Raw genomic sequence first — 18,936 nt, 5'->3', positions numbered from 1 at the left:
ATGGCGCCCTATGTGCGGCTGCGGCAGATATGTCTGGTCGCGCCGCAGCTCGAGCCGGTGATCTCCGACATCGCGGAGATCATGGGCCTCGCTGTGTGCTATCGCGACGGCAATGTCGCTAAATACGGCCTGGAGAACGCGCTGCTCCCGGTCGACACGATCCTGCTGGAGGTGGTCGCGCCGTTCAAGGAGGGCACCACGGCCGGCCGCTTCATCGCGAAGACCGGCGGCCGCGGCGGCTACATGGCGATCTTCTGCTGCAACGATCCTGACGAGCGCGGACGCAACGCCAACGCCATGGGCGTGCGAACCGCCAACGTCATCGACCATGCGCCCTATCACGGCGTGCAGCTCCATCCACGCGACTGCCGCGCCGCCTTCATCGAGTTCAACCACACCGAAGGCAGCGACGACATTCTGGGCCCCTATCCGCCGGCGGGGCCCGACTGGCAGAAATTCATCCGCAAGGATGTGACGCAGGCGCTCACGACGGTGGAGATGCAGAGCCCGGACCCGCAAGGGCTCGCTGAGCACTGGGGCAAGATCATCGGAGTTGCGGTTGATGGCTCCGCGTTGAAGCTGCCGAACGCGACCTTCCGCTTCGTGAAGGGCGCCAGCGAGATGATGAGCGCGCTGGAGTTTCGTGTGACCGACGTCGCGCAGGTGCTGGATGCCGCCAGGGCGAAGGGGCTCACGGTCGCCGGCAACGAGTTTGTGCTGGGCGGAGTGACGTTCCGCGTGAGCTGATCGCGCTGCACCCTCTCCCCTTGTGGGAGAGGGTGGATCGCCGCGTAGCGGCGAGACGGGTGAGGGGTTCTCTCTGCGCGCAACTCTCTTGCGATAGAGCTCTCGGAGACAACCCCTCATCCGGCGCTTCGCGCCACCTTCTCCCACAAGGGGAGAAGGAAGAAGAGGCGCTCATCGCCGCGTAAACTACCTTCCCCTGAAATTCGCCACGCGCCGCTCTTCCGTGGCCTTCACGCCTTCCTTGAAGTCTTCCGTCGCGCGCAGGCGGGTCTGCTCGGCGAGCTCGTGGTTGGTCGCGGCCATGACGCGGTCGGCGAGGCCGTTGCGCATGGTCGCGCGCGTGGAGAGCAGGCCGAGCGGCGAGCATTCGGCGATCTCGCCGGCGAGCTTCATCGCGGCCGACTTGACCTGGTCCTGAGGCACCAGCTCGTTGGCGAGGCCCCATTTGTAGGCCTCCTCGCCGGTGACGCGGCGGCTGGTGTAGAACATCAGCTCGGCGTTGTTCTTGCCGATCAGCTCGGGCAGCGTCACCGTCAAGCCGAAGCCGGGATGGAAGCCGAGCTTGGTGAAGTTCGCGGAGAAGCGGGCTTCGGGGCAGGTGACGCGGAAATCGGCGGAGACCGCGAGCCCGAGGCCGCCGCCGATGGCCGCGCCCTGCACGGCGGCAACGATCGGCTTCTTGGCGCGGAAGATGCGCACCGCCTGGATGTAGAGATGGTTGATCGGGCCGAGACTGTCGGCCGGATCGCCCTTCTTGTCGGCTTCGCGCGCTTCCTGCGCCTGCCGCGCCGGATCGCCGAAATTGGCGCCGGCGCAGAACGCCTTGCCCTGCGCCGACAGGACCGAGGCGCGGATCTCGATGTCGCGATCGAATTCCTCGAGCGCATCCGCGATCTGGTTGATCAGCGAGATGTCGAAGAAGTTCAGCGGCGGACGGCGGATCTCGATGATGCCGACATGCCCGACCTTCTCGACGCCGATATCTGTGTAGGTGCTCATTTCCAATCTCCAGTATCTCAGTAGCGAAGAATCACCTCTCCCATCGGGAGAGGTCGATTTGCGCCAGCAAATCGGGTGAGGGGATCAGCTCTATCGTGGGACCCAAACCCCTCACCCGGCGCTACGCGCCGACCTCTCTCGATGGGAGAGGTGGACGGAGCGCGAGGAGATAGGTCCGATCCCATCAGCTTACCGCAAGCCAAGTCCGCGGGCGATGATGCCGCGCAGCACCTCGGTGGTGCCGCCCTGGATGGTGAGCTTCGGCGCGGTCTTGATGGCGAAGTCGAGCTGCTGCTCCAGCGTCTCGCGGTTGGTCGCGGTCTCCTCGACGAAGGCGGCGAGATCGCGCACGCGATGCGGAAGCTGCTGCTCCCAGACCGTGCCGATGTCCTTGACGATGGAGGCCTCCACCACGGGCTCCTTGCCGGCCTGCAGCATGCCGGCAACCGAGACCGACATGCGCCGCATGGTGTGAAGCTGCGCGACCAGGCGCCCGATGCCCTCGGCACTGCGCGTATCGGGATTGGGACCGACCGCGCGCACCAGCTCGGTCAGCACGTAATAGGTCTCCAGGAAACGCTCGGGACCCGAGCGCTCGTAGGCGAGCTCCGATGTGGCCTGCTTCCAGGCGCCGTCGACCTCGCCGAGCACGTGATCTTCAGGGACGAAGAAGTCGGTGAAGACGACCTCGTTGAACTCGTACTGGCCGGTGATCTGGCCGATCGGGTTCACCTTGATGCCCGGCTGCTTCATCTTGACCAGGAACTGCGTCAGGCCGTGGCGGCGGTTCTCCTTGGTCGGCGGCGACGTGCGGAAGATCGCGATCATGTAGTCGGCAATGTGCGCCGACGAGGTCCAGATCTTGGTGCCGTTGATGAGATAGCCGCCCTCGGTCTTGGTCGCGCGCGTCTTCGCCGCGAACAGGTCGGAGCCTGAGTTCGGCTCGCTCATGCCGATGGCGAAGCAGATCTCGCCGCGGCAGATGCGCGGCAGGATGTCCATCTTGATATGCTCGGGCGCGTATTTGATCAGCACCGGCCCACTCTGGCGGTCGGCGACGAAGAAGCGCCGCGTCGGCGCGTTGGCAACGCGCATCTCCTCGGTCACGACGTAGCGTTCGAGGAAGGAGCGCTCCTGGCCGCCATATTTCTTCGGCCAGGTCATGCCGAGCCAGCCCTTGGCACCGACCCGGCGGGAGAATTCCGGCGCGTCGGTGTCCTCGCGGTTGGGCTTGTTCGGATCGAAGGTGCCGGCGGCGATTTCCTCGGCGAGGAAGGCGCGCACTTCCTTGCGCAGCTGCTCGCATTCGGGCGGCAGGCGAATCGGATCGAAACGGAGGGCAGCGGTCATAGGTCTCGTTCCCTGATCAGCGCGAAGCCACGAGCGGCCACAATTCGTCGGCGCCGCGATTTGCGACCAGCTTGCCGAGCTCGACGGCCCAATGGCTCTCCGAGCCGAAGTCGTCGCGCCAGGCCAGCGCCCGCAGCGAATAGCGATGCAGGATGTGCTCCATGGTGAAGCCGATCGCGCCGTGCACCTGGTGCGCGATGGCGCCGCCCTTTTCCGCGGCTTCCGCGCACCGGATCTTGGCGGAGGCGGCTTCGAGATAGACCTCGTCGTTGAATGCCTTGGCGTTCGCGATGGCATCGGCCGCCGACGTCGCAGCCGCGAGTGCCGCGGCTGACTCGCCGGCGAGACGGGCGAGATTGTGCTGCACGGCCTGGAACTTCGAGATCTTCTTCTCGAAGGCGACGCGTTCGTTGGAATAGCGCACGGAGATGTCGAGCATGGATTCCAGCGCACCGGCGATCTGAAGGCTGCGCGCGACGCCGCCCATCAGCATCAGCGTGGTCTGGTCAAAGCCCTTCGAAGCGGGCTTGATGGCGACCGGCTGCACCTTGTCGAGCGTCACGGTGTCGCTGTGGTCGTAGCCGACATTGAGGCCGGCCTCGATGCGCGCCTTGGCCGCGTCGACCAGCGCGATCACGGCGCCGTCCTTTCCATGCGCAAGCACCGCATAGTGCTTCGCCGCCTTGGCAAAGGGCACGCCGCGGGCGCGGCCGGAGAGCGCGCCTTCGGCATCGATGGTGATGCGGTCCTTCGGCGAGGCCGGCAGCACCGTCATCTCGCCTTCGGGCGAGGCGATCTTCGCCTGCGCCAGCAGCCAGCCAGCCAGCATGGTCTCGGCCAGGGGCACCGCGACCGCGAAGCGGCCGGCGGCGTTCAGGAGCGCAAAACCGTCGGCAAGGCTGGCGCCGGAGCCGCCGAGGTCATCAGGCACCCAGGACAGCGGCAGGCCGGCTTCGCTCAGCGCCTGCCACAGCGGCGCTTGCCACGAACCCGTCTTGTCGTTGTTGATGGTCTGCGGATCGGCGAGATCGGCAAAGATCTTCTCCGCGGTCTCGACGACGATATTGTCACTCTCCGCCACAGCGTTCCCCGTGTTTTACCCTTGGCGCGCGTCCCCTCAGACGAGGCCAGCGCGCAATTCTTCTTGCGCCCGATGATCGGAAAAAGCCATGGCCCTGACAAGCGTTGATCGCAGGCCAACCTGCGGTGCGGGCATGGGGCGAGGGCCCGACGGCGGCTAATTCCGCTTAGCGGAGTTTGCTCGATTTGCAGGGCGCGGCAAACTCGCTAAAGAGGACACCAACGTCGGACCAGGGGAAGGAATTCGGGATGGCAAAGGACAGTCTGTGCGCAATCGTGACGGGGTCGGCGTCCGGCCTCGGCGCGGCAACTGCGGAGATTCTCGCGCGGAGCGGAGCGCGGCTCGTCATCAACTATTCGTCGAGCCAGAAGGATGCCGAGGCCACCGCGGACGTTTGCCGCAAGGCCGGCGCCGCGGAAGTCCTGGTTGCGCAGGGCGATGTCTCAAAGGATGAGGATTGCCGCAAGATCGTTGCGGCAGCCGCGCCCTGGGGGCGGCTCGACATCCTCGTCAACAATGCCGGCACCACGAAGCATGTCGCGCACGCCGATCTCGACGGATTGTCGGCGGAGGATTTCCAGCGGATCTACGGCGTCAACACCATCGGTCCGTTCCAGATGGTGCGCGCCGCGCGCAGCCTGCTGGAGGCCGGAGCTAAGGCCTCGGGGCGTCCGTCTGCGGTGGTGAACGTGTCCTCGGTCGCCGGCATCAGCGGCGTCGGGTCGTCGATCGCCTATGCCGCCAGCAAGGGCGCGCTAAACACGATGACTTTGTCGCTGTCGCGCGCGCTGGCGCCGCTGATCCGCGTCAATACCGTTTGCCCCGGCTATATCGACACGCCCTGGTTCACCAAGGGCCGTGGCGAAGCCGGTGCCAAGCAGGTGCGCGACAGCGTGGTGGCGAAAGTGCCGCTCCAGGTTGCCTCATCCGCCGAAGACATCGCGCAGCTCGTCTGCTTCCTGGCGATGCCGGCTTCCAGCAACATGACCGGCGAGGTCGTGCGGATGGATGCGGGGATGCATCTGGTTACCTAGCTCGTCATTGCGAGCGAAGCGACTTGTCCGCCGAAGCCGTTGGCGAAGGCGGAAGCAATCCAGAATCCCTTCGCGGAAACGGCCTGGATTGCTTCGTCGCAAGCGCTCCTCGCAATGACGAGTGCGGAGCGACGGCGTGCCCCGACTTCCCGCGCTACTATCCCTTGATCACGCCGCTCGCCACCAGCCTGTTCCAGATGAACAGCACCACCACGGCGCCGATCGTGGCCATGATGAAGCCGGCGCCCTGGTCGGGGCCGTAATGGCCGATGGCCTGGCCGATCAAGGTCGCCAGAAATGCGCCGGCGATGCCGAGGATGGTTGTAAGGATGAAGCCGCTCGGCTTGTTCGGCCCCGGCGCAAGCCAGCGCGCGATGAGGCCGGCGACGAAGCCGACGACGATGATCCACAGCAGGCCGCTCATGCTCATGAGAGTGCTCCCCTTCCCCGCGAACGCGTCGCTCGGATTTCTGACTAGATCCTGCCCGAGATCTCGTTCTCGCTCGGCAGCCGTCCTTCCGGCGTCAGATGGTCGACCACCTGCGGCAGATATTGGCTGAGACCGGAGAGCAGCTCCTCGCGCGACAGGCCGCTCTGGGCGGACAAGCCCTCGATCTGGTCGGCGCCGAGTGCGCTGGCGAGATCCCCCGGTGCAATCGGCTTGTTCTCGCCCTTGCCGACCCAGGAATTCGCGGCCTCGCCGTGGCCGCTCTGCTGGAGCTGCTTGAGCAGATCGGCAAGTCCGCCGCTCAGCACGGTGCCGGCCGCGCCGCCCGCAAGCAGGCCGCCGAGACCGCCCTTGAGCATGTCGCCCAGACCGCCACCTGCACCGGCGTTCACCGGTGGAGGCGCGGGCGTCGGAGACGGCTGCGGCGCTGAGCCGGACTGGTTGCCCGTCAAATGCTTGAATGCCTTCCAGGCGAGCAGGCCGAGGAGCGCCATGGTCATCGGCGACATGCCGCCGGAGGATTGCTCGGAGCTCGGCTTGCTCGGGCCGCGGGGGCCGTTCTGCATGCCGTTGAGGACGTCGAGTAGACCCATGGTGCTCTCCTTTGGCGTCTCGTTCGGCGAGCGCTCGCCGCTGACTGCCCCCGGGGCGAAAACATATGGGGCACTCATGACGGTTACAAGGCGGCTGCGACGCGATGGGCAGCCGGTCTCACCTCTGCTATCGAAGGCCGGTCACTCATGGAGCGAACTCAGTGGTTACGGATCGATCGATCGTGGTGGCCGGCGCGGGCGCCATCGGCTGTTTCGTCGGCGGCACGCTGGCGGCCGCCGGCCGGCGCGTTGCGTTCCTGGTGCGGCCGCGCGTGAAGACCGAGATCGAACGGTTTGGCCTGCGGCTGACCGATTTCGACGGCTCCGAGAAGAGGCTTGGCGCGGGTCAGCTCGCGCTGTCCGACGATCCTGCGATCCTCCACAGCGCCGGCATCGTGCTGGTCACGGTGAAGAGCGCCGACACCGCCGATGTCGCGGACCAGATCGCGCAGCATGCGCCGCAGGATGCCGTCATCGTGTCCCTGCAGAACGGCATCGGCAATGTCGCGGTGCTGCGCGAGCGCCTCGGCGGACGCCGCGTGCTCGCCGGCATGGTGCCGTTCAACGTCATCGCGATGGGCGAGGGCCGTTTCCACCGCGCGACCTCCGGCGACATTCATGTTGGCGAGGACGAGGCGAACACGGCCGCGGCGCTCTCGGTGCCGGGGCTCAGAATGCACGCCAGCGGCGACATCTCCGGCGTGCAGTGGGGCAAGCTGATCATCAATCTGAACAATGCGCTGAGCGCGTTGTCCGACATGCCGCTCGCCGCACAACTGGCGAGCCGCGACTGGCGCAGATTGTTCGCCGACCAGATGGCCGAAGGGCTCGCCGTGCTGAAAGCGGCCGGCATCACGCCCGTCTCGGCGACGCCGATCCCGATGAGGTGGAGCCCGACCTTGCTGCGGCTGCCCGACGTGATCTTCAACGCGGTCCTTGGTCGCACCATGAAGATCGATCCGGAAGCGCGCTCCTCGATGTGGCAGGACCTGAAACAGGGTCGCAAGACCGAGATCGACTATCTCCAGGGTGCGGTGATCGCGCTGGCCGAGCAGAACAATGTCGATGTGCCGCTGATGCGCCGCATTGTTGCGCTGATCAAGCAGGCCGAGGCGGCCGGCAACGGCCCGCTGCGGCTGACGCCACAGCAGATCCGAAGGGGGGCGTGAGTTGCGAAGGAGGAGCGCGATGAAGCGTTGTTTGACGATCGGAGTCGCGTTGGCCGCGCTCTGCGCCGCGTCGGCGCTCGCCTACGCCAGGCCGCCGACGGTCATGAACTCTCCCGGCTACGACAGGCGATTGCAGGAAAGCCGGTCGCAGTTGGGCAGTTCGGCGACAGTGACAGAGCCAGCGACCGCACCGGTGGCGAAACCGAAGCGGGGCAAGAAGAAGCGCACGAACTGAGGGTCAGAACTGATCTCCATCCAACTCGTCATTGCGAGCGCAGCGACTTGTCCGCCGAAGCCGTTGGCGAAGGCGGAAGCAATCCAGAATCCCGCAGCGGAAAGACTCTGGATTGCTTCGTCGCAAGGGCTCCTCGCAATGACGGTTGTGGGGGCAGCTCAGCCCTTCTTCGCGGGCTTGCTCGGCGTCGGGTTGAACAGCTTCTTGAGATCGTTCAGGCTTTCCGATAGCCGCGGCCATTCGCAGGAAAATGAGCCCTTGAGGCAGGTCGCGCTCTTCGGCCTCGGGCTTGCCGCCTGCTGGACCTTTGGCCGCTCGACCGGGAGAGGCACGCGCTCGACTTCGGTTCGCAACGCGACCTGCTGAAGCTGCTGCACCTGTTGCTCTTGCTGCTCGCGCTGCTGGCGGGCCATGGCCTGGGCCGCTTCATTGCTGCGGCGCTGCTTGGCGAGATAGGCGGTGTAGGCTTCGTCGATCTTCCTCTGCTCCTCAGGCGTCGGATTCGGCCCGGCGATGTCGAAGGTGCGATCCTGGAGGAAATCGTAATAGGAATAGCCGCCGCCCGGCTTGCGGCGGCCTGCAAACTTGGCATTGCAATCGGCAAGCGCCGCCGTCTTCTCCGCCTTGGTTGCGGCCTTCTCGGCGGCGTCGGCACATTCCTCGAAATCGACAGGTGCGCGTTTCCACCATTGCGCCTCGGCACGCGCATGCGTCAGCAGGAAAAATCCTGCTGCGGCAACGAGAAACAGCGTTGCACGACGCGATGAAGCCATGGTCGACATTCTACGAGAGCATTCCTTGCAAGACTCAACCCAAACTGAGTCGAACCGGATTTTTGCCCCTTTATCGCCGCCTTGTCACCCATGGAACTCGGGAATTTCATGTCTGGAATGCTGACATTTTGTACTTGACGTGGCGCGGGAGTCACAGCGTTGCGCCCGCAGGCTGTTACACTTGGACTGCAAAGGCCTCACTTCCGAGCCGACGCCAATAACACGAAGTGGAAATGCCCGATGCTGCTGCCCCTGTCCGACGTGCCGCGCTGGTACGCCGAACGCAAACCACATGGCACGATCGCTGTCCGTCACGGCCAGGACACGCTGACATGGGACGAGCTCGAGCGCGGCGCCAACCGGCGCGCGCGGGCCTTCATGACGAGGGGCGTCAAGCCCGGCGATTTCGTCGCGATCGGATTGCCCAACGGTAACGCGTTCTTCGAGACGTCCTTTGCGGTATGGAAGTGCGGGGCGACGCCGACCTCGCTGTCATGGCGGCTGCCGCGCGGCGAAGCCGCCGCGGTGCTCGACATCCTCAAGCCGGCGCTGGTGGTCGGCGGCGAGGCCGATTGGAACGCGCCGAATCGTCTTCCGGCTGATTTCGTACCGCAGGGCTTCTCTGACGAGCGGCTCGATCCGCCGGTGGCGCGGTACTGGAAGGCCATGACGTCAGGCGGCTCGACCGGCCGTCCCAAGGTGATCCTCGACCATCATCCGGCGGTGACCGACACCGCGGCCGCGCCGCCGCTCAATATTCCCGTCGGCGTCTCGCTGCTCAATCCCGGTCCGCTCTATCACAACGCGCCGTTCATCGTGTCGCATTACGCGCTGTTCACGGGTGGACAGCTCACCGGCCTGACCAGGTTCGACGCCGAGGAGACGCTGCGCCAGATCGAACGCGAGCGCGTGCAATGGGTCAATTTCGTGCCGACCATGATGCACCGGATCTGGGCGCTGCCGGAGAACGTGCGCAACGCCTATGATGTATCGAGCCTGCAGACGGTCTTTCACATGGCCGCGCCGATGCCGCCATGGTTGAAGGAGAACTGGATCGCCTGGCTCGGGCCCGAGCGGATCTGGGAGCTCTATGGCGGCACCGAGCGCCAGGGCGCCTGCATCATCTCCGGCACGGAATGGCTGACGCACAAGGGCTCGGTCGGCAAGATCGGCGATATGGCGAGGCTTCGCATCATCGGCGAGGACGGCAACGACGTCCCGCCCGGCGAGACCGGCGAGATCTATTTCCTCAACAACGACGGCAAGGATGCCACCTACCACTATCTCGGTGCCGAGCCGAAGCGCCGCGCCGACGGCTGGGAATCGCTCGGCGACATCGGCCGGCTGGATGCGGAGGGCTATCTCTATCTCGGTGATCGCCTCGCCGACATGGTGCTGCGCGGCGGCGCCAACATCTATCCTGCCGAGGTCGAGGCTGCCGTCTTAGCCTGCCCCGGCGTGCGCTCCTGCGTCGTGGTGGGATTGCCCGATGCCGAGTTGGGCCAGCGCGTCCACGCCATCATCGAGCCGGAGCCCGACGCCGATGGCCGGGCCATCGCCGACGGCATGGCGGAGTTTTTGAAGGACCGGCTCAGCCGCTACAAGCACCCTGAAAGCTTCGAGTTCGTCAGCGCCCCGCCGCGCGACGATTCCGGTAAAGTCCGCCGCACCCTGTTGCGCGACGAGCGCGCGGCGTGGATGAAGGAGGGGCGTGCCTTCCGGATTTGGCCGGCGAAGGCGCGGGCTCACGTCGAGTAAGGCAAACACGGAAGGACGAGCATGACGATCACCATCGCAGCCAACAGCGTACCGAAGCCGCCGGCCGACATCATCGCGGGCTTTCGCGATGCGCCGACCTCGGTCATCTCCGACAATCTCGCCCGGCTGCCGGGCGCGGTCGGGCTCAAGCCCTATCATCGCGGTGGCAAGCTGGTGGGGACGGCCTTCACGGTGCGTACCCGTCCCGGCGACAATCTCGCCATCCACCGCGCGCTCGACCTGGTCGGGCCCGGCGACGTCATCGTGGTCGATGGCGGCGGCGACGAGACGCGGGCGCTCGTCGGCGAGATCATGAAGAACATCGCGCAGTGGCGCAAAGCCGAAGGCTACGTCATCGACGGCGCGATCCGCGACGTCGCGGCGTTCGCGGCCGACGACTTTCCCTGCTACGCCCGCGCGGTGATCCATCGCGGCCCCTACAAGAACGGCCCCGGCGAGATCAACGTGCCGGTCTCCATCGGCGGCAGCGTGATCTCGCCCGGCGACATCGTGGTCGGCGACGAAGACGGCGTGGTGTCGTTTCCCGCCGCCGGTGCCGCCGCGCTGCTGGACGCGGTTCGCGCCCAGGTGGCCCGCGAGGAGGAGACGCTGAAGGCGATCCGCGAGGGCCGCTACCAGGGCTCGTATGGCAAGGCCTGAAAGAGATGAATGAAGGGAGGGTGGCGTGAGCCAGAAGGAAGAATTCCACAACATCGATAATCCCGCCGACGGGCTGTTCCGCGAGCTCGCAGCGGGCGTGACCACGCGCATCTTCTCCGGAGAGCAGGCGATGCTGTCGGTGGTGACGCTGGCGCCGCATGCGCAGGGTACGCTGCACCATCATCCCGAGGAGCAATGGGGCGTGCTGCTCGACGGCTCCGCCATCCGCGTCCAGGGCGATGAGGAGATCCCGGTGAAGAAGGGCGACTTCTGGCGCACGCCCGGCAACGTGCCGCACACCATGCGCGCCGGCCCCGACGGCGCCCGCGTACTGGACATCTTCAGTCCTCCTCGGCCAGAATACAAAAAAGCGGGGTCGGGCTTCGGAACGACCTGAGCGCCAAAGAGCAAAAGCCGGGCGCAAAAGGCAAAAGGGAGGGGACCATGACGATCACACGACGGGCGCTGCTGGCAGCGCCGGCCATTCTCGCAATGACGCCGGCGATGGCGCAGGCCGGCAAGATCACGCTGGTGGTGCCGTTCCCGCCGGGCGGATCGACCGACGCGATGGCGCGGCTGCTCCAGAGCAATTTGCAAACCAAGCTTGGCCGCATCGTCGTGGTCGAGAACAAGTCGGGCGCGGCCGGCGCGCTCGGCGCGGCCCAGGTCGCCAAGAGCCCGGCGGACGGCTCGACCTTCCTGGTGACGTTCGATTCCCACGCCGTGATTCCGTCGATCCTCGACAAGCCGCCGGTCGATGTCGAGCGCGAGCTGATGCCGGTGCTGCTGATCGGCACCGCGCCTTATGTGATCGCCGCGGGCGCCGGCCGTCCCTACAAGAGCTTTGCCGACGTGGTCGCCGCCTGCAAGGCGACGCCCGGCGCGGTGAAATATGCCTCAGTCGGCATCGGCACGCTCGGCCATCTCGCCATGACCGTGCTCGGCAGCAAGGCCGGCGTCGAGATCATGCACGTGCCCTATCGCGGCGGCGGGCCTGCGATGAACGACGTGCTCGGCGGTCATGTCGATCTCATCGCGGGTTCGGCCGCGCTGGTCGCCGCCCAGCTCGGCACCAACATGCTGCGCCCGATCCTGCAGCTCGGCCGGGAGCGGCTGCAGGCCTTGCCGGACACGCAGACCGCGATCGAGGCCGGCTTTCCCGATTTCGAGACGCTGGCCTGGTGGGGCATCTTCGCCCCCGCGGGCACGCCGCCCGATATCGTCGCGGCCATGGCGACCGCGTCCAGGGAGATGCTGAGCGAGCCCGCGACTGCCACCCAGCTCAAGGAGACCCAGCACATGACGCTGCTGCTCCAGGAAGGCGCCGCCTTCAAGACCTTCTTCGACAAGCAGGTCGCCTATTGGGGCAAGGTGGTGAAGGACAACAATATCAAGGCGTGAGGCTGTCGGATGAGGTCTGCATTGATCGAGGCGAGGGCTTCCGATTCGGCCCTCGCTTTGATATGTACACCTCTAGGCAATCCGCCTCGCCGGCGGGTTCCGCGGTCCCGTAGCTCAGCCGGATAGAGCGGCGGTTTCCTAAACCGTAGGTCGCATGTTCGAGTCATGCCGGGATCGCCAGTTTCCGAGCGTTTGCGCGGGCGCCAGGGGCGCCTAAAGGCCGGTATCCCTCCAAGCGTTTTTCTATCGCGACGTGTGCCGGCAGCCGGCTAAAATACGCCGGGTGCAGGGGGACGTTGCATGGCGGACTTATGGTTCTACGCGGACGGCGGCCAGAAGCGCGGTCCGATCTCGATTTCGGACCTGCTTACGATCCTTGCTCATGTCGCCGATCCCAAGCGTGTGTTGATCTGGCGGCACGGCTTCGAGCAATGGAAGCCGGCCGGGGAGGTGTACGAGATCGCGCAGCAGCTTCTTCAATCGCCGCCGCCGGCCCCGGCATCATCGCCGGTTGAGATTACGCGCGCGCCTGCGATTCCCGCTGAAGACGCTGCTGCATCCAAGAACGTCAGGCCCGAACTGATCGGCATCAGTGGTTGGCTCGGGCTTCTGGCCTTCGGTCAGATGATCGGTATCGCGCGGATGGTCGTCAGTGCTGCGCAATATGTGCAGTCGATCAGCGCCGACATGTGGTCGCAATTCTCAATCGTATTTTGGGGCGAGATTGCGATGAACGTTGCGCTGATCGGCCTCGCAGTCTGGACGGCGGTGCTCCTGTTCATGCATTCCCGCAGATTTCCAGCCTTCTTCATCGTGCAGGCGATCTGTGCGGTGCTGATGCCGCTGATCGATCTGTTCTGGGTCGCATCAATCTTTTCCGTGGGCCTAGACCGTCCATTCGGCGATTTTTTCCTCGTGTCACCATTGCAGATCGCACGTTTCGCTGTCGGTGCGATCGGTGCCGCAGTTTGGATATCGTACGTGCTTCGCTCTCGCAGAGTCGCGAATACGTTCACGAACTAAGCTCCAACAAACACGGCGCGCCCGATTTGCTTTGGCGGCGTGAAAATTGCTAACAAAAAAGGCCGGGCTGGGAGCATGTCTTCCAGCTCCGTCCATGCTTGTCCATATCCGGAGATCACAATGCCTTTCAACTTGATCCTGCGCGGAGGGCGGGTAATCGACCCCTCGCAGAAGCTCGATGCCGTGACCGACGTCGCCTTTGCGGGCGGCAAGGTTGCCGCCGTCGGCAGCGCCCTCAAGGCGGATCCGGGCACCGAGGTGCGCGACGTCTCGCAGCTCATCGTGACGCCGGGGCTGATTGATCTCCACACCCATGTCTATTGGGGCGGCACATCACTCGGCATCGATGCCGAGGAATTCTGCCGCCTCTCCGGCGTCACCACGGCGGTCGACACCGGCAGCGCAGGGCCCGGCAATTTCGCCGGCTTCCGCAAGCATGTCATCGAACCGAGCCAGGTTCGCATCCTCGCCTATCTCCACGTCTCGCATGCCGGCATCTTCGGCTTCTCGCACCGGATCATGGTCGGCGAGAGCGAGGAGCTGCGGCTGATGAATCCGATCGAGGCGGCCGAGGTGGCCGATGCCAACCGCGACCTCGTCGTCGGCATCAAGGTGCGCGTCGGTTTGCATTCCTCGGGCACCTCGGGCGCCGTCCCGCTCGACATCGCGCTGGAGGTGGCGAACGAGGTCGGCATGCCCCTGATGGCGCATATCGACCATCCGCCGCCGAGCTACGAGGAGGTGCTGGCCCGCCTACGTCCCGGCGACGTGCTCACCCACGCGTTCCGTCCCTTCCCCAACACGCCCGCGACTGCGCAGGGCACGGTGAAGAAGGCGGTGCTGGATGCGCGCGAACGCGGCGTGCTGTTCGACATCGGCCACGGCAAGGGCTCGTTCGCCTTCAAGACCGCGCGCGCCATGCTCGCCAACGGCTTCTATCCCGACACCATCTCCTCCGACATCCACCAGCTCTGCATCGACGGCCCGGCCTACGACCAGGTGACCACCATGTCCAAGTTCCTGTGCATGGGCATGGAGCTGTCCGACGTGATCGCGGCCTCGACGGTGAACGCGGCGATGGCGCTGCGGCGGCCCGCGCTCGGCAGCCTCAAGCCGGGCAGCGTCGGCGACGCCACGCTGATCTCGGTTCGGCAGGGCCAGTTCGATTATGAGGACGTCGTCGGCGAGCACCTGATCGGCGATCGCAAGATCGTCTCGGAAGGCGTCGTCATCGGCGGCCGCTGGTGGCATCCGAATTGACGATCGCTAGCCCTGTTCGCGATAGAATTGCAGCAGGCGCGTGCCCGCAGGCGAGAGCCAGTCGGGCGTGCCGGTGATATAGCCTTCGACGCGGCCACTGGTTCCGACCAGATAGGTGATGGGCATGCCGACGAGGGAGAACATCGCGGCGGATGCTTCGGCTGCCGCGCCATAGGTGTCGACATAGCAGGTGAGGTTTTGCACGGCGAGGCCGCCAAGGAAGGTGCGGATCTTGCGCAGATCCTTGGTGTCCGTACAGATCGCCACGATGTCGAGGCGGTCGGAGCGCGAGTCCGCAAGTCTTGCGAGCATGGGCAGGTCGAGCCGGCAGGCGGCACACCAGGTCGCCCAGAAATTCACCAATGTGATTCGGTTCGGCTTCGCCGTCACTGCAACGTCCCGGCCGGCGAGATCCTGAAGCCTGAGTGGTGGCATCAACGCGCGCGGCCGCACCATTGTGAACTGGCTGCGGCCGGCCTCGAACACCGGCGGCCAGCTTTCCTGTGCGCGAGCCGCGTGCAAGAAGACAAGAAACGCCGGCACCGCCGTCAGGATCGCTCGCCGCGACGGAGCCGTAATTCTTTCGAGCCTCTCGTCATGCATGAATATAGGCCCAGCCCTTGAGTTGGAGGTCGACGACGCGTCCAATGCCGAACGGGACGAGGCTCGCGCCCGATATCAACGGAATTGAGACCTGTTCCTTGGCTTCCGCGATGACTTTGGACGATGCGCACATGCTGTAGGTCAGGTTCGGCAGCGACCTCCGCAACGTGGCGAGAGGCTCGGCAAGCGGAGTCTTGTCGGCTCTGAAGACGTCGATGCCCTTGCCGTTGGCGACGACCTCGATCAGCAACCTCGCGCCCCTCTCGGCAAAATGCTTGGAGAGATTGGCCGAATAGCTGATCGCATGACCCATGACATAGGGCTCGTTGCTATCGATCAGGATCACGACGCCGTCGGCGAGACGATCCTCCTTGGCCGCGGCCCCGCGGCCGGCCGTGAGGACCGCGGTGCCGGCGAGCAGGCCTCTGCGGGACCATCCGTTGGCTGCGATCATGACGTTCCTGCCCCTCAGAACCGACGCGGCGCAATCGGTGCCTTGCGACCGCGTCCCCACAGCACGAACAGGCAGAGCGCGAGCAGGACGAGGTTAAGCGGCGTCACCTCCGCTTCGCCGCGCGAGACGTGGAAAACCAGCGCGAACACCTGCAATACCGCGCAGCCGAGCGCGGCCAGCACCGTCGTCCCGGGCAGGACCCGTATCAGGGCTGGCAGCAAGATGCCGATCCCGCCGGCGAGATCGACCAGCGCGACGAAGCGGACGAAGGTTTCGGAATATTGGCCTGCCCAGGGCATCATGGCGGCCAACTGGGGAATGGGTGTGAGCAGCTTGACGAGGCCGGCCGAGACGAAGACGAAGGCGAGAAGGACCTGGGCGACCCAGAGGCCGATGCGAAGGGCGCGGCCGGGGGTGGCGGTCTCAAAGGTCGTGGCGGACATGGCGGGTCTCATGGATGTGAAGGGTTGCCACCATTTGATAATTTCCGCTCCATTGATCATTATCGGCTTTAGGATGAATTCATTTCTTCAGAGTTGATGATCGTATGGATACCTTGGTCGGCATGAGGGTGTTTTGCCTGGTGGCGGAGCTGAAGAGCTTTGCGGCCGCGGCGCAGCGCCTGCGCATCTCGCCGGCCATGGCCAGCAAGCACGTGATGCAGCTGGAGCAGCGGCTGGGGACACGGCTGCTCAACCGGACCAGCCGGCGCGTCAGCCTGAGCGAGAGCGGAACGCTCTATTTCGAGCAGGTGCGGCAGATGCTGGATTCGCTCGACGAGGTCGAGGCCGCCGTCAGCAGGGCGACCGTCGCGCCGCGTGGCACGCTGCGGCTGACCGCGCCGGTCTGGATGGCGAACACGATTTTTGCGGGCGTGCTGGCGGACTACCAGGGGCGCTTCCCGGAGGTGCGCCTCGACGTCGATCTCAGCGGACGGCTCGTCAACCTCGTCGAGGAGGGATTCGATCTCGCTCTGCGCGCGACCGGTACACCCGACGAGGCGCTGATCGCCCGCCCCATCACCAACGTTCCGTTCTATCTCGTGGCCGCTCCCGCCTTCCTCAAACGCGCGGGCCGCCCGACCACGTTCGCCGATCTCTCTGGCCAGGCGTTGTTGCACTATGCGCTTTATCCCGGCGAGAGCTTCTCCTTCCAGGGCGAGCACGGCCCCGAGACCGTCAAGCTCGATCCGGTGCTGCGCAGCGGCAACGAAACGCTGCTGCACATGGCCGCGCTCGAAGGCATGGGCCTCGCCTTCCTGCCGAGATGGCTCGTTGCCGAAGACATTGCCGCCGGGCGCCTCGAGCATCTCATGCCCGAGCGAATCATCTTCGCCGGCAAGCTGTTCGCGGTCTATCCGAGCCGCAAATACCTTTCCGCGAAGGTGCGGACCTTCATCGACTTCATTGCCGCCGACAAGCGGATGAGGTGACCGGCTGAAGCGGGCTGCCGACAGCGATCTGGCGATCGACGGACTGCGACACGACGGTCAGTCGCGTCCCGCCTCCATGATCGCCCTGGCAAGGCGCGCCGGGTCGGAGAAGCACAGCTCGTGGCTTCCCGGCACCTGCACCAGGCGGAACAGGCCGAGCTTCTCCGACAGACGCGGATGCCAGCCATAGCTGTGCGGCAGGGCGGTGTCTTCGGTGCAGTTGATGTAGGATTTGGCCAGCGGCATCTCCGCCGGATTTGTCTTGAGCGCGATCTTGTCGGTGAAGGTCGCGAGCGGATGCGGATTGAGGACGTCGTAGGCGCGCTGCGCCGTCTCCAGATCGGCATCGTTGATGAAGGCCTCGCGCCAGATCGGGAATGGCAGCACCACCGAGCCGTCGCCGCGTTCGGCCGCGATCACGTCGAACAGTCCGACATAGTGCGGCGGCACCATGTCGTTGAGGCATTCGCCATTGTTGGGCACAAAGGCATTCCAGTAGACCAGGCGGCGGATGCGATCGGGAGCAAGATCGGCAACTCCGGTAATGATCATGCCGCCATAGGAATGGCCAAGCAGGACAACGTCCTTCAGATCGTTCTCGGCAAGGTAGTCGGCGATCGACTGGATCGCGTCCTTCAGCCCCGTGGTCTTGGCATCGCCGGGGCGGTTGCCCTTGATGGTGGGCGTATGGACCTGATGGCCGGCCGCGCGGATCGGCGCGGCGACGGGCTCGAACTCGGCACCGGTGTGCCAGGCGCCGTGGACGAGAACGTAGGTCGACATGTTGTGGCTCCTCCCGAGGATGTGGTTAGATTGACGCCGCGCCGCTGTGGCCGGTGCGGTGCTGCCGCGCGTCGATTGTGGACCGGCGACTGATTTGCCGCTTGGCTGGAAGTGAACCGGATTGGTCTCGGAGTGAACCGATGCAGCAGATCGAGCGCGCCGTTCCGTCACGTCAATCGGCCTGGAATACTGCGGGCGTGCGGCCGGACGAGCAATTCGCCTACTACCGCGAGGCGATCTGCCAGGCCTTCATGAATCTGACGCCGGAGCCGGCGGCCGCAGCGGGCTTTCCTGCCAGCGTCGAGCACGTCCGGCTCGGCGATGCCGCGATCAACCGCGTCAGCTTTCCCGAGCATGTGGTGCGGCGCTCTGCGGCCGACATCGCGGCATCCAACCGCAGTTGCTTCTACCTCAATTTGAAGCTGGCCGGTCGTTGTCGCATCCAGCAAGCTGATCGCGAGATCAGCCTGTCACCCGGACAGGTCGGCATCTTCGACAGCGATCGGCGGTTTGCGCTCCTGCACGATCGGGGTCCGCAATTGCAGGTCGCCTCGTTCTGGGTGCCGGCAGAGGCCCTGCGCGAACGGCTGCCGGCTTCGTTCGACGTCGCTGCGGCGCGCGTCTCCGACGATCCCTTCGTCGGCCATCTCATCGTCGAGACCGCGCGCACGCTCAGCGGCGGCGCGATGCGGATGAGCGAGGACGAGGGCGTGCGGCTGTTCCGCGCGCTGATCGAGCTGGTCGCCGTGAGCCTGTTGCGGCGCAGCCGGGCAGGCGCTGCGGAGTCCGAAAGTCTTGCCGACGCAACCACGCTGGCGCTGAAGCGTGCCATTCACCGGCGGCTCCGCGAGCCCGGTCTTGCGGTCGCCGATGTCGCCGAGGCCGTCGGCATCAGCGAGCGCTACGTGCACAAGCTGCTGGCACGATCGGGCTCCAGCTTCACCGATTACGTCATCGAACATCGGCTCGATGGCATCGCCAGGGATCTCGGCGATCCCGCGATGGCGGACCGTGCGATCGGCGCCATCGCGTTCGACTGGGGCTTCTCGGACCTCTCCCACTTCACCCGGCGCTTCAAGCAGCGCTTCGGCTGCCGGCCGCGCGACTGGCGTGCGCGATGACCTACAGCGACC

The 18,936-nt window shown here is 65.5% G+C and carries 22 protein-coding genes, 1 tRNA gene and 1 pseudogene; 14 read left to right on the top strand and 10 right to left on the bottom strand.

Annotated features, from left to right (window positions below):
- Positions 1–747: a VOC family protein gene (locus AX729_RS10180; RefSeq protein WP_061022548.1), complete on the top strand. Its 747-nt coding sequence runs from the start codon at positions 1–3 to the stop codon at positions 745–747.
- A 186-nt stretch (positions 748–933) separates the two neighbouring features.
- On the opposite strand, the gene AX729_RS10175 is transcribed toward AX729_RS10180, so the two are convergent.
- The 3 genes from AX729_RS10175 to AX729_RS10165 all read right to left on the bottom strand — a co-directional run bounded on the left by AX729_RS10175 (position 934) and on the right by AX729_RS10165 (position 4,177).
- The gene (locus AX729_RS10175) at positions 934–1,746 is read right to left on the bottom strand and encodes an enoyl-CoA hydratase/isomerase family protein (protein WP_061022546.1); all 813 of its coding nucleotides are present in this window, start codon (positions 1,744–1,746) and stop codon (positions 934–936) included.
- A gap of 189 nt (positions 1,747–1,935) precedes the next feature.
- Positions 1,936–3,096: an acyl-CoA dehydrogenase family protein gene (locus tag AX729_RS10170; protein WP_061022544.1), complete on the bottom strand. Its 1,161-nt coding sequence runs from the start codon at positions 3,094–3,096 to the stop codon at positions 1,936–1,938.
- 16 nt (positions 3,097–3,112) lie between these two features.
- Entirely contained in the window at positions 3,113–4,177 is a 1,065-nt protein-coding gene (locus AX729_RS10165; protein ID WP_061022540.1) for an acyl-CoA dehydrogenase family protein, read from the bottom strand.
- Positions 4,178–4,425: 248 nt separating this feature from the next.
- Between AX729_RS10165 and AX729_RS10160 the strand changes: the two genes are divergently transcribed.
- The gene (locus tag AX729_RS10160) at positions 4,426–5,211 is read left to right on the top strand and encodes an SDR family NAD(P)-dependent oxidoreductase (RefSeq protein ID WP_061022538.1); all 786 of its coding nucleotides are present in this window, start codon (positions 4,426–4,428) and stop codon (positions 5,209–5,211) included.
- A gap of 157 nt (positions 5,212–5,368) precedes the next feature.
- Here the strand turns inward: AX729_RS10160 and AX729_RS10155 are convergent, their stop codons facing one another.
- Together AX729_RS10155 and AX729_RS10150 are read right to left on the bottom strand one after the other, a co-directional pair.
- Positions 5,369–5,641 carry a GlsB/YeaQ/YmgE family stress response membrane protein gene (locus tag AX729_RS10155; RefSeq protein WP_197433568.1) on the bottom strand — a complete coding sequence of 91 codons (273 nt, stop codon included), beginning with the start codon at positions 5,639–5,641 and terminating at the stop codon, positions 5,369–5,371.
- A 44-nt stretch (positions 5,642–5,685) separates the two neighbouring features.
- Positions 5,686–6,252: a YidB family protein gene (locus AX729_RS10150; protein ID WP_061022574.1), complete on the bottom strand. Its 567-nt coding sequence runs from the start codon at positions 6,250–6,252 to the stop codon at positions 5,686–5,688.
- Positions 6,253–6,413: 161 nt separating this feature from the next.
- On the opposite strand from AX729_RS10150, the gene AX729_RS10145 reads away from it, so the two are divergent.
- Together AX729_RS10145 and AX729_RS10140 are read left to right on the top strand one after the other, a co-directional pair.
- A complete protein-coding gene (locus tag AX729_RS10145; protein ID WP_061022536.1) occupies positions 6,414–7,421 on the top strand; it encodes a 2-dehydropantoate 2-reductase in 1,008 nt (335 codons plus the stop codon).
- Positions 7,422–7,440: 19 nt separating this feature from the next.
- Positions 7,441–7,656, top strand: coding sequence for a hypothetical protein (locus AX729_RS10140; protein ID WP_061022534.1), 216 nt, complete (start codon positions 7,441–7,443; stop codon positions 7,654–7,656).
- A gap of 158 nt (positions 7,657–7,814) precedes the next feature.
- Here the strand turns inward: AX729_RS10140 and AX729_RS10135 are convergent, their stop codons facing one another.
- Positions 7,815–8,438, bottom strand: coding sequence for a hypothetical protein (locus AX729_RS10135; protein WP_061022532.1), 624 nt, complete (start codon positions 8,436–8,438; stop codon positions 7,815–7,817).
- Positions 8,439–8,669: 231 nt separating this feature from the next.
- Here AX729_RS10135 and AX729_RS10130 point away from each other — a divergent pair, with 231 nt between their 5' ends.
- The 8 genes and pseudogenes from AX729_RS10130 (at position 8,670) to AX729_RS10100 (ending at position 14,531) form a co-directional block, all read left to right on the top strand.
- Positions 8,670–10,187: an AMP-binding protein gene (locus tag AX729_RS10130; protein WP_061022531.1), complete on the top strand. Its 1,518-nt coding sequence runs from the start codon at positions 8,670–8,672 to the stop codon at positions 10,185–10,187.
- Positions 10,188–10,208: 21 nt separating this feature from the next.
- Positions 10,209–10,847, top strand: coding sequence for an RraA family protein (locus tag AX729_RS10125; RefSeq protein ID WP_061022529.1), 639 nt, complete (start codon positions 10,209–10,211; stop codon positions 10,845–10,847).
- A 25-nt stretch (positions 10,848–10,872) separates the two neighbouring features.
- Positions 10,873–11,244 (top strand): dimethylsulfonioproprionate lyase family protein, encoded by a 372-nt coding sequence (locus tag AX729_RS10120; protein ID WP_061022526.1) that lies wholly within the window; start codon positions 10,873–10,875, stop codon positions 11,242–11,244.
- A 47-nt stretch (positions 11,245–11,291) separates the two neighbouring features.
- Positions 11,292–12,248, top strand: coding sequence for a tripartite tricarboxylate transporter substrate-binding protein (locus tag AX729_RS10115; protein ID WP_061022522.1), 957 nt, complete (start codon positions 11,292–11,294; stop codon positions 12,246–12,248).
- A gap of 103 nt (positions 12,249–12,351) precedes the next feature.
- Positions 12,352–12,428, top strand: a tRNA-Arg gene (locus AX729_RS10110).
- Positions 12,429–12,548: 120 nt separating this feature from the next.
- Positions 12,549–12,695, top strand: a pseudogene (locus tag AX729_RS41105) (DUF4339 domain-containing protein); the annotation flags it as partial.
- Between the two features lie 3 nt (positions 12,696–12,698).
- Complete coding sequence (locus AX729_RS10105) at positions 12,699–13,271, top strand: DUF2569 domain-containing protein (RefSeq protein ID WP_245325120.1); 573 nt, start codon at positions 12,699–12,701, stop codon at positions 13,269–13,271.
- A gap of 120 nt (positions 13,272–13,391) precedes the next feature.
- Positions 13,392–14,531 (top strand): amidohydrolase/deacetylase family metallohydrolase, encoded by a 1,140-nt coding sequence (locus AX729_RS10100; protein WP_061022517.1) that lies wholly within the window; start codon positions 13,392–13,394, stop codon positions 14,529–14,531.
- 6 nt (positions 14,532–14,537) lie between these two features.
- Here the strand turns inward: AX729_RS10100 and AX729_RS10095 are convergent, their stop codons facing one another.
- The 3 genes from AX729_RS10095 to AX729_RS10085 are packed head-to-tail and all read right to left on the bottom strand — an operon-like array spanning position 14,538 to position 16,031.
- On the bottom strand, positions 14,538–15,134 hold the full coding sequence (locus tag AX729_RS10095) for a TlpA disulfide reductase family protein (RefSeq protein WP_061022515.1): 597 nt from the start codon (positions 15,132–15,134) through the stop codon (positions 14,538–14,540).
- Positions 15,127–15,588: a DsrE family protein gene (locus AX729_RS10090; protein ID WP_061022513.1), complete on the bottom strand. Its 462-nt coding sequence runs from the start codon at positions 15,586–15,588 to the stop codon at positions 15,127–15,129. Before AX729_RS10090 ends, AX729_RS10095 begins: the two co-directional genes overlap by 8 nt.
- Before the next feature lie 14 nt (positions 15,589–15,602).
- Positions 15,603–16,031: a DoxX family protein gene (locus AX729_RS10085; RefSeq protein ID WP_061022510.1), complete on the bottom strand. Its 429-nt coding sequence runs from the start codon at positions 16,029–16,031 to the stop codon at positions 15,603–15,605.
- A gap of 104 nt (positions 16,032–16,135) precedes the next feature.
- On the opposite strand from AX729_RS10085, the gene AX729_RS10080 reads away from it, so the two are divergent.
- A complete protein-coding gene (locus tag AX729_RS10080; protein ID WP_061022508.1) occupies positions 16,136–17,020 on the top strand; it encodes a LysR family transcriptional regulator in 885 nt (294 codons plus the stop codon).
- A 57-nt stretch (positions 17,021–17,077) separates the two neighbouring features.
- On the opposite strand, the gene AX729_RS10075 is transcribed toward AX729_RS10080, so the two are convergent.
- Positions 17,078–17,803, bottom strand: a complete 726-nt coding sequence (locus AX729_RS10075; RefSeq protein ID WP_061022507.1) for an alpha/beta fold hydrolase — start codon at positions 17,801–17,803, stop codon at positions 17,078–17,080.
- A 140-nt stretch (positions 17,804–17,943) separates the two neighbouring features.
- Here AX729_RS10075 and AX729_RS10070 point away from each other — a divergent pair, with 140 nt between their 5' ends.
- Positions 17,944–18,924 (top strand): helix-turn-helix domain-containing protein, encoded by a 981-nt coding sequence (locus AX729_RS10070; RefSeq protein ID WP_061022506.1) that lies wholly within the window; start codon positions 17,944–17,946, stop codon positions 18,922–18,924.
- The last annotated feature ends 12 nt before the right edge of the window (positions 18,925–18,936 follow it).

It is taken from the genome of Bradyrhizobium sp. CCH5-F6, assembly GCF_001556045.1.
Taxonomy (GTDB): Bacteria; Pseudomonadota; Alphaproteobacteria; order Rhizobiales; family Xanthobacteraceae; genus Bradyrhizobium.
Note: the sequence above shows the minus strand (reverse complement) of the source record. Positions and strands in the feature narration are given on the sequence as shown.

What these genes read in the sequence shown, in the direction of transcription:
- AX729_RS10170 (WP_061022544.1), bottom strand. Translation starts at nt 3,096, where the DNA reads ATGACCGCTGCCCTCCGTTTCGATCCGATTCGCCTGCCGCCCGAATGC.
- AX729_RS10135 (WP_061022532.1), bottom strand. Translation starts at nt 8,438, where the DNA reads ATGTCGACCATGGCTTCATCGCGTCGTGCAACGCTGTTTCTCGTTGCC.
- AX729_RS10075 (WP_061022507.1), bottom strand. Translation starts at nt 17,803, where the DNA reads ATGTCGACCTACGTTCTCGTCCACGGCGCCTGGCACACCGGTGCCGAG.
- AX729_RS10070 (WP_061022506.1), top strand. Translation starts at nt 17,944, where the DNA reads ATGCAGCAGATCGAGCGCGCCGTTCCGTCACGTCAATCGGCCTGGAAT.
- AX729_RS10100 (WP_061022517.1), top strand. Translation starts at nt 13,392, where the DNA reads ATGCCTTTCAACTTGATCCTGCGCGGAGGGCGGGTAATCGACCCCTCG.
- AX729_RS10085 (WP_061022510.1), bottom strand. Translation starts at nt 16,031, where the DNA reads ATGTCCGCCACGACCTTTGAGACCGCCACCCCCGGCCGCGCCCTTCGC.
- AX729_RS10125 (WP_061022529.1), top strand. Translation starts at nt 10,209, where the DNA reads ATGACGATCACCATCGCAGCCAACAGCGTACCGAAGCCGCCGGCCGAC.
- AX729_RS10090 (WP_061022513.1), bottom strand. Translation starts at nt 15,588, where the DNA reads ATGATCGCAGCCAACGGATGGTCCCGCAGAGGCCTGCTCGCCGGCACC.
- AX729_RS10080 (WP_061022508.1), top strand. Translation starts at nt 16,136, where the DNA reads ATGGATACCTTGGTCGGCATGAGGGTGTTTTGCCTGGTGGCGGAGCTG.
- AX729_RS10115 (WP_061022522.1), top strand. Translation starts at nt 11,292, where the DNA reads ATGACGATCACACGACGGGCGCTGCTGGCAGCGCCGGCCATTCTCGCA.
- AX729_RS10180 (WP_061022548.1), top strand. Translation starts at nt 1, where the DNA reads ATGGCGCCCTATGTGCGGCTGCGGCAGATATGTCTGGTCGCGCCGCAG.
- AX729_RS10130 (WP_061022531.1), top strand. Translation starts at nt 8,670, where the DNA reads ATGCTGCTGCCCCTGTCCGACGTGCCGCGCTGGTACGCCGAACGCAAA.
- AX729_RS10140 (WP_061022534.1), top strand. Translation starts at nt 7,441, where the DNA reads ATGAAGCGTTGTTTGACGATCGGAGTCGCGTTGGCCGCGCTCTGCGCC.
- AX729_RS10095 (WP_061022515.1), bottom strand. Translation starts at nt 15,134, where the DNA reads ATGCATGACGAGAGGCTCGAAAGAATTACGGCTCCGTCGCGGCGAGCG.
- AX729_RS10155 (WP_197433568.1), bottom strand. Translation starts at nt 5,641, where the DNA reads ATGAGCATGAGCGGCCTGCTGTGGATCATCGTCGTCGGCTTCGTCGCC.
- AX729_RS10150 (WP_061022574.1), bottom strand. Translation starts at nt 6,252, where the DNA reads ATGGGTCTACTCGACGTCCTCAACGGCATGCAGAACGGCCCCCGCGGC.
- AX729_RS10160 (WP_061022538.1), top strand. Translation starts at nt 4,426, where the DNA reads ATGGCAAAGGACAGTCTGTGCGCAATCGTGACGGGGTCGGCGTCCGGC.
- AX729_RS10175 (WP_061022546.1), bottom strand. Translation starts at nt 1,746, where the DNA reads ATGAGCACCTACACAGATATCGGCGTCGAGAAGGTCGGGCATGTCGGC.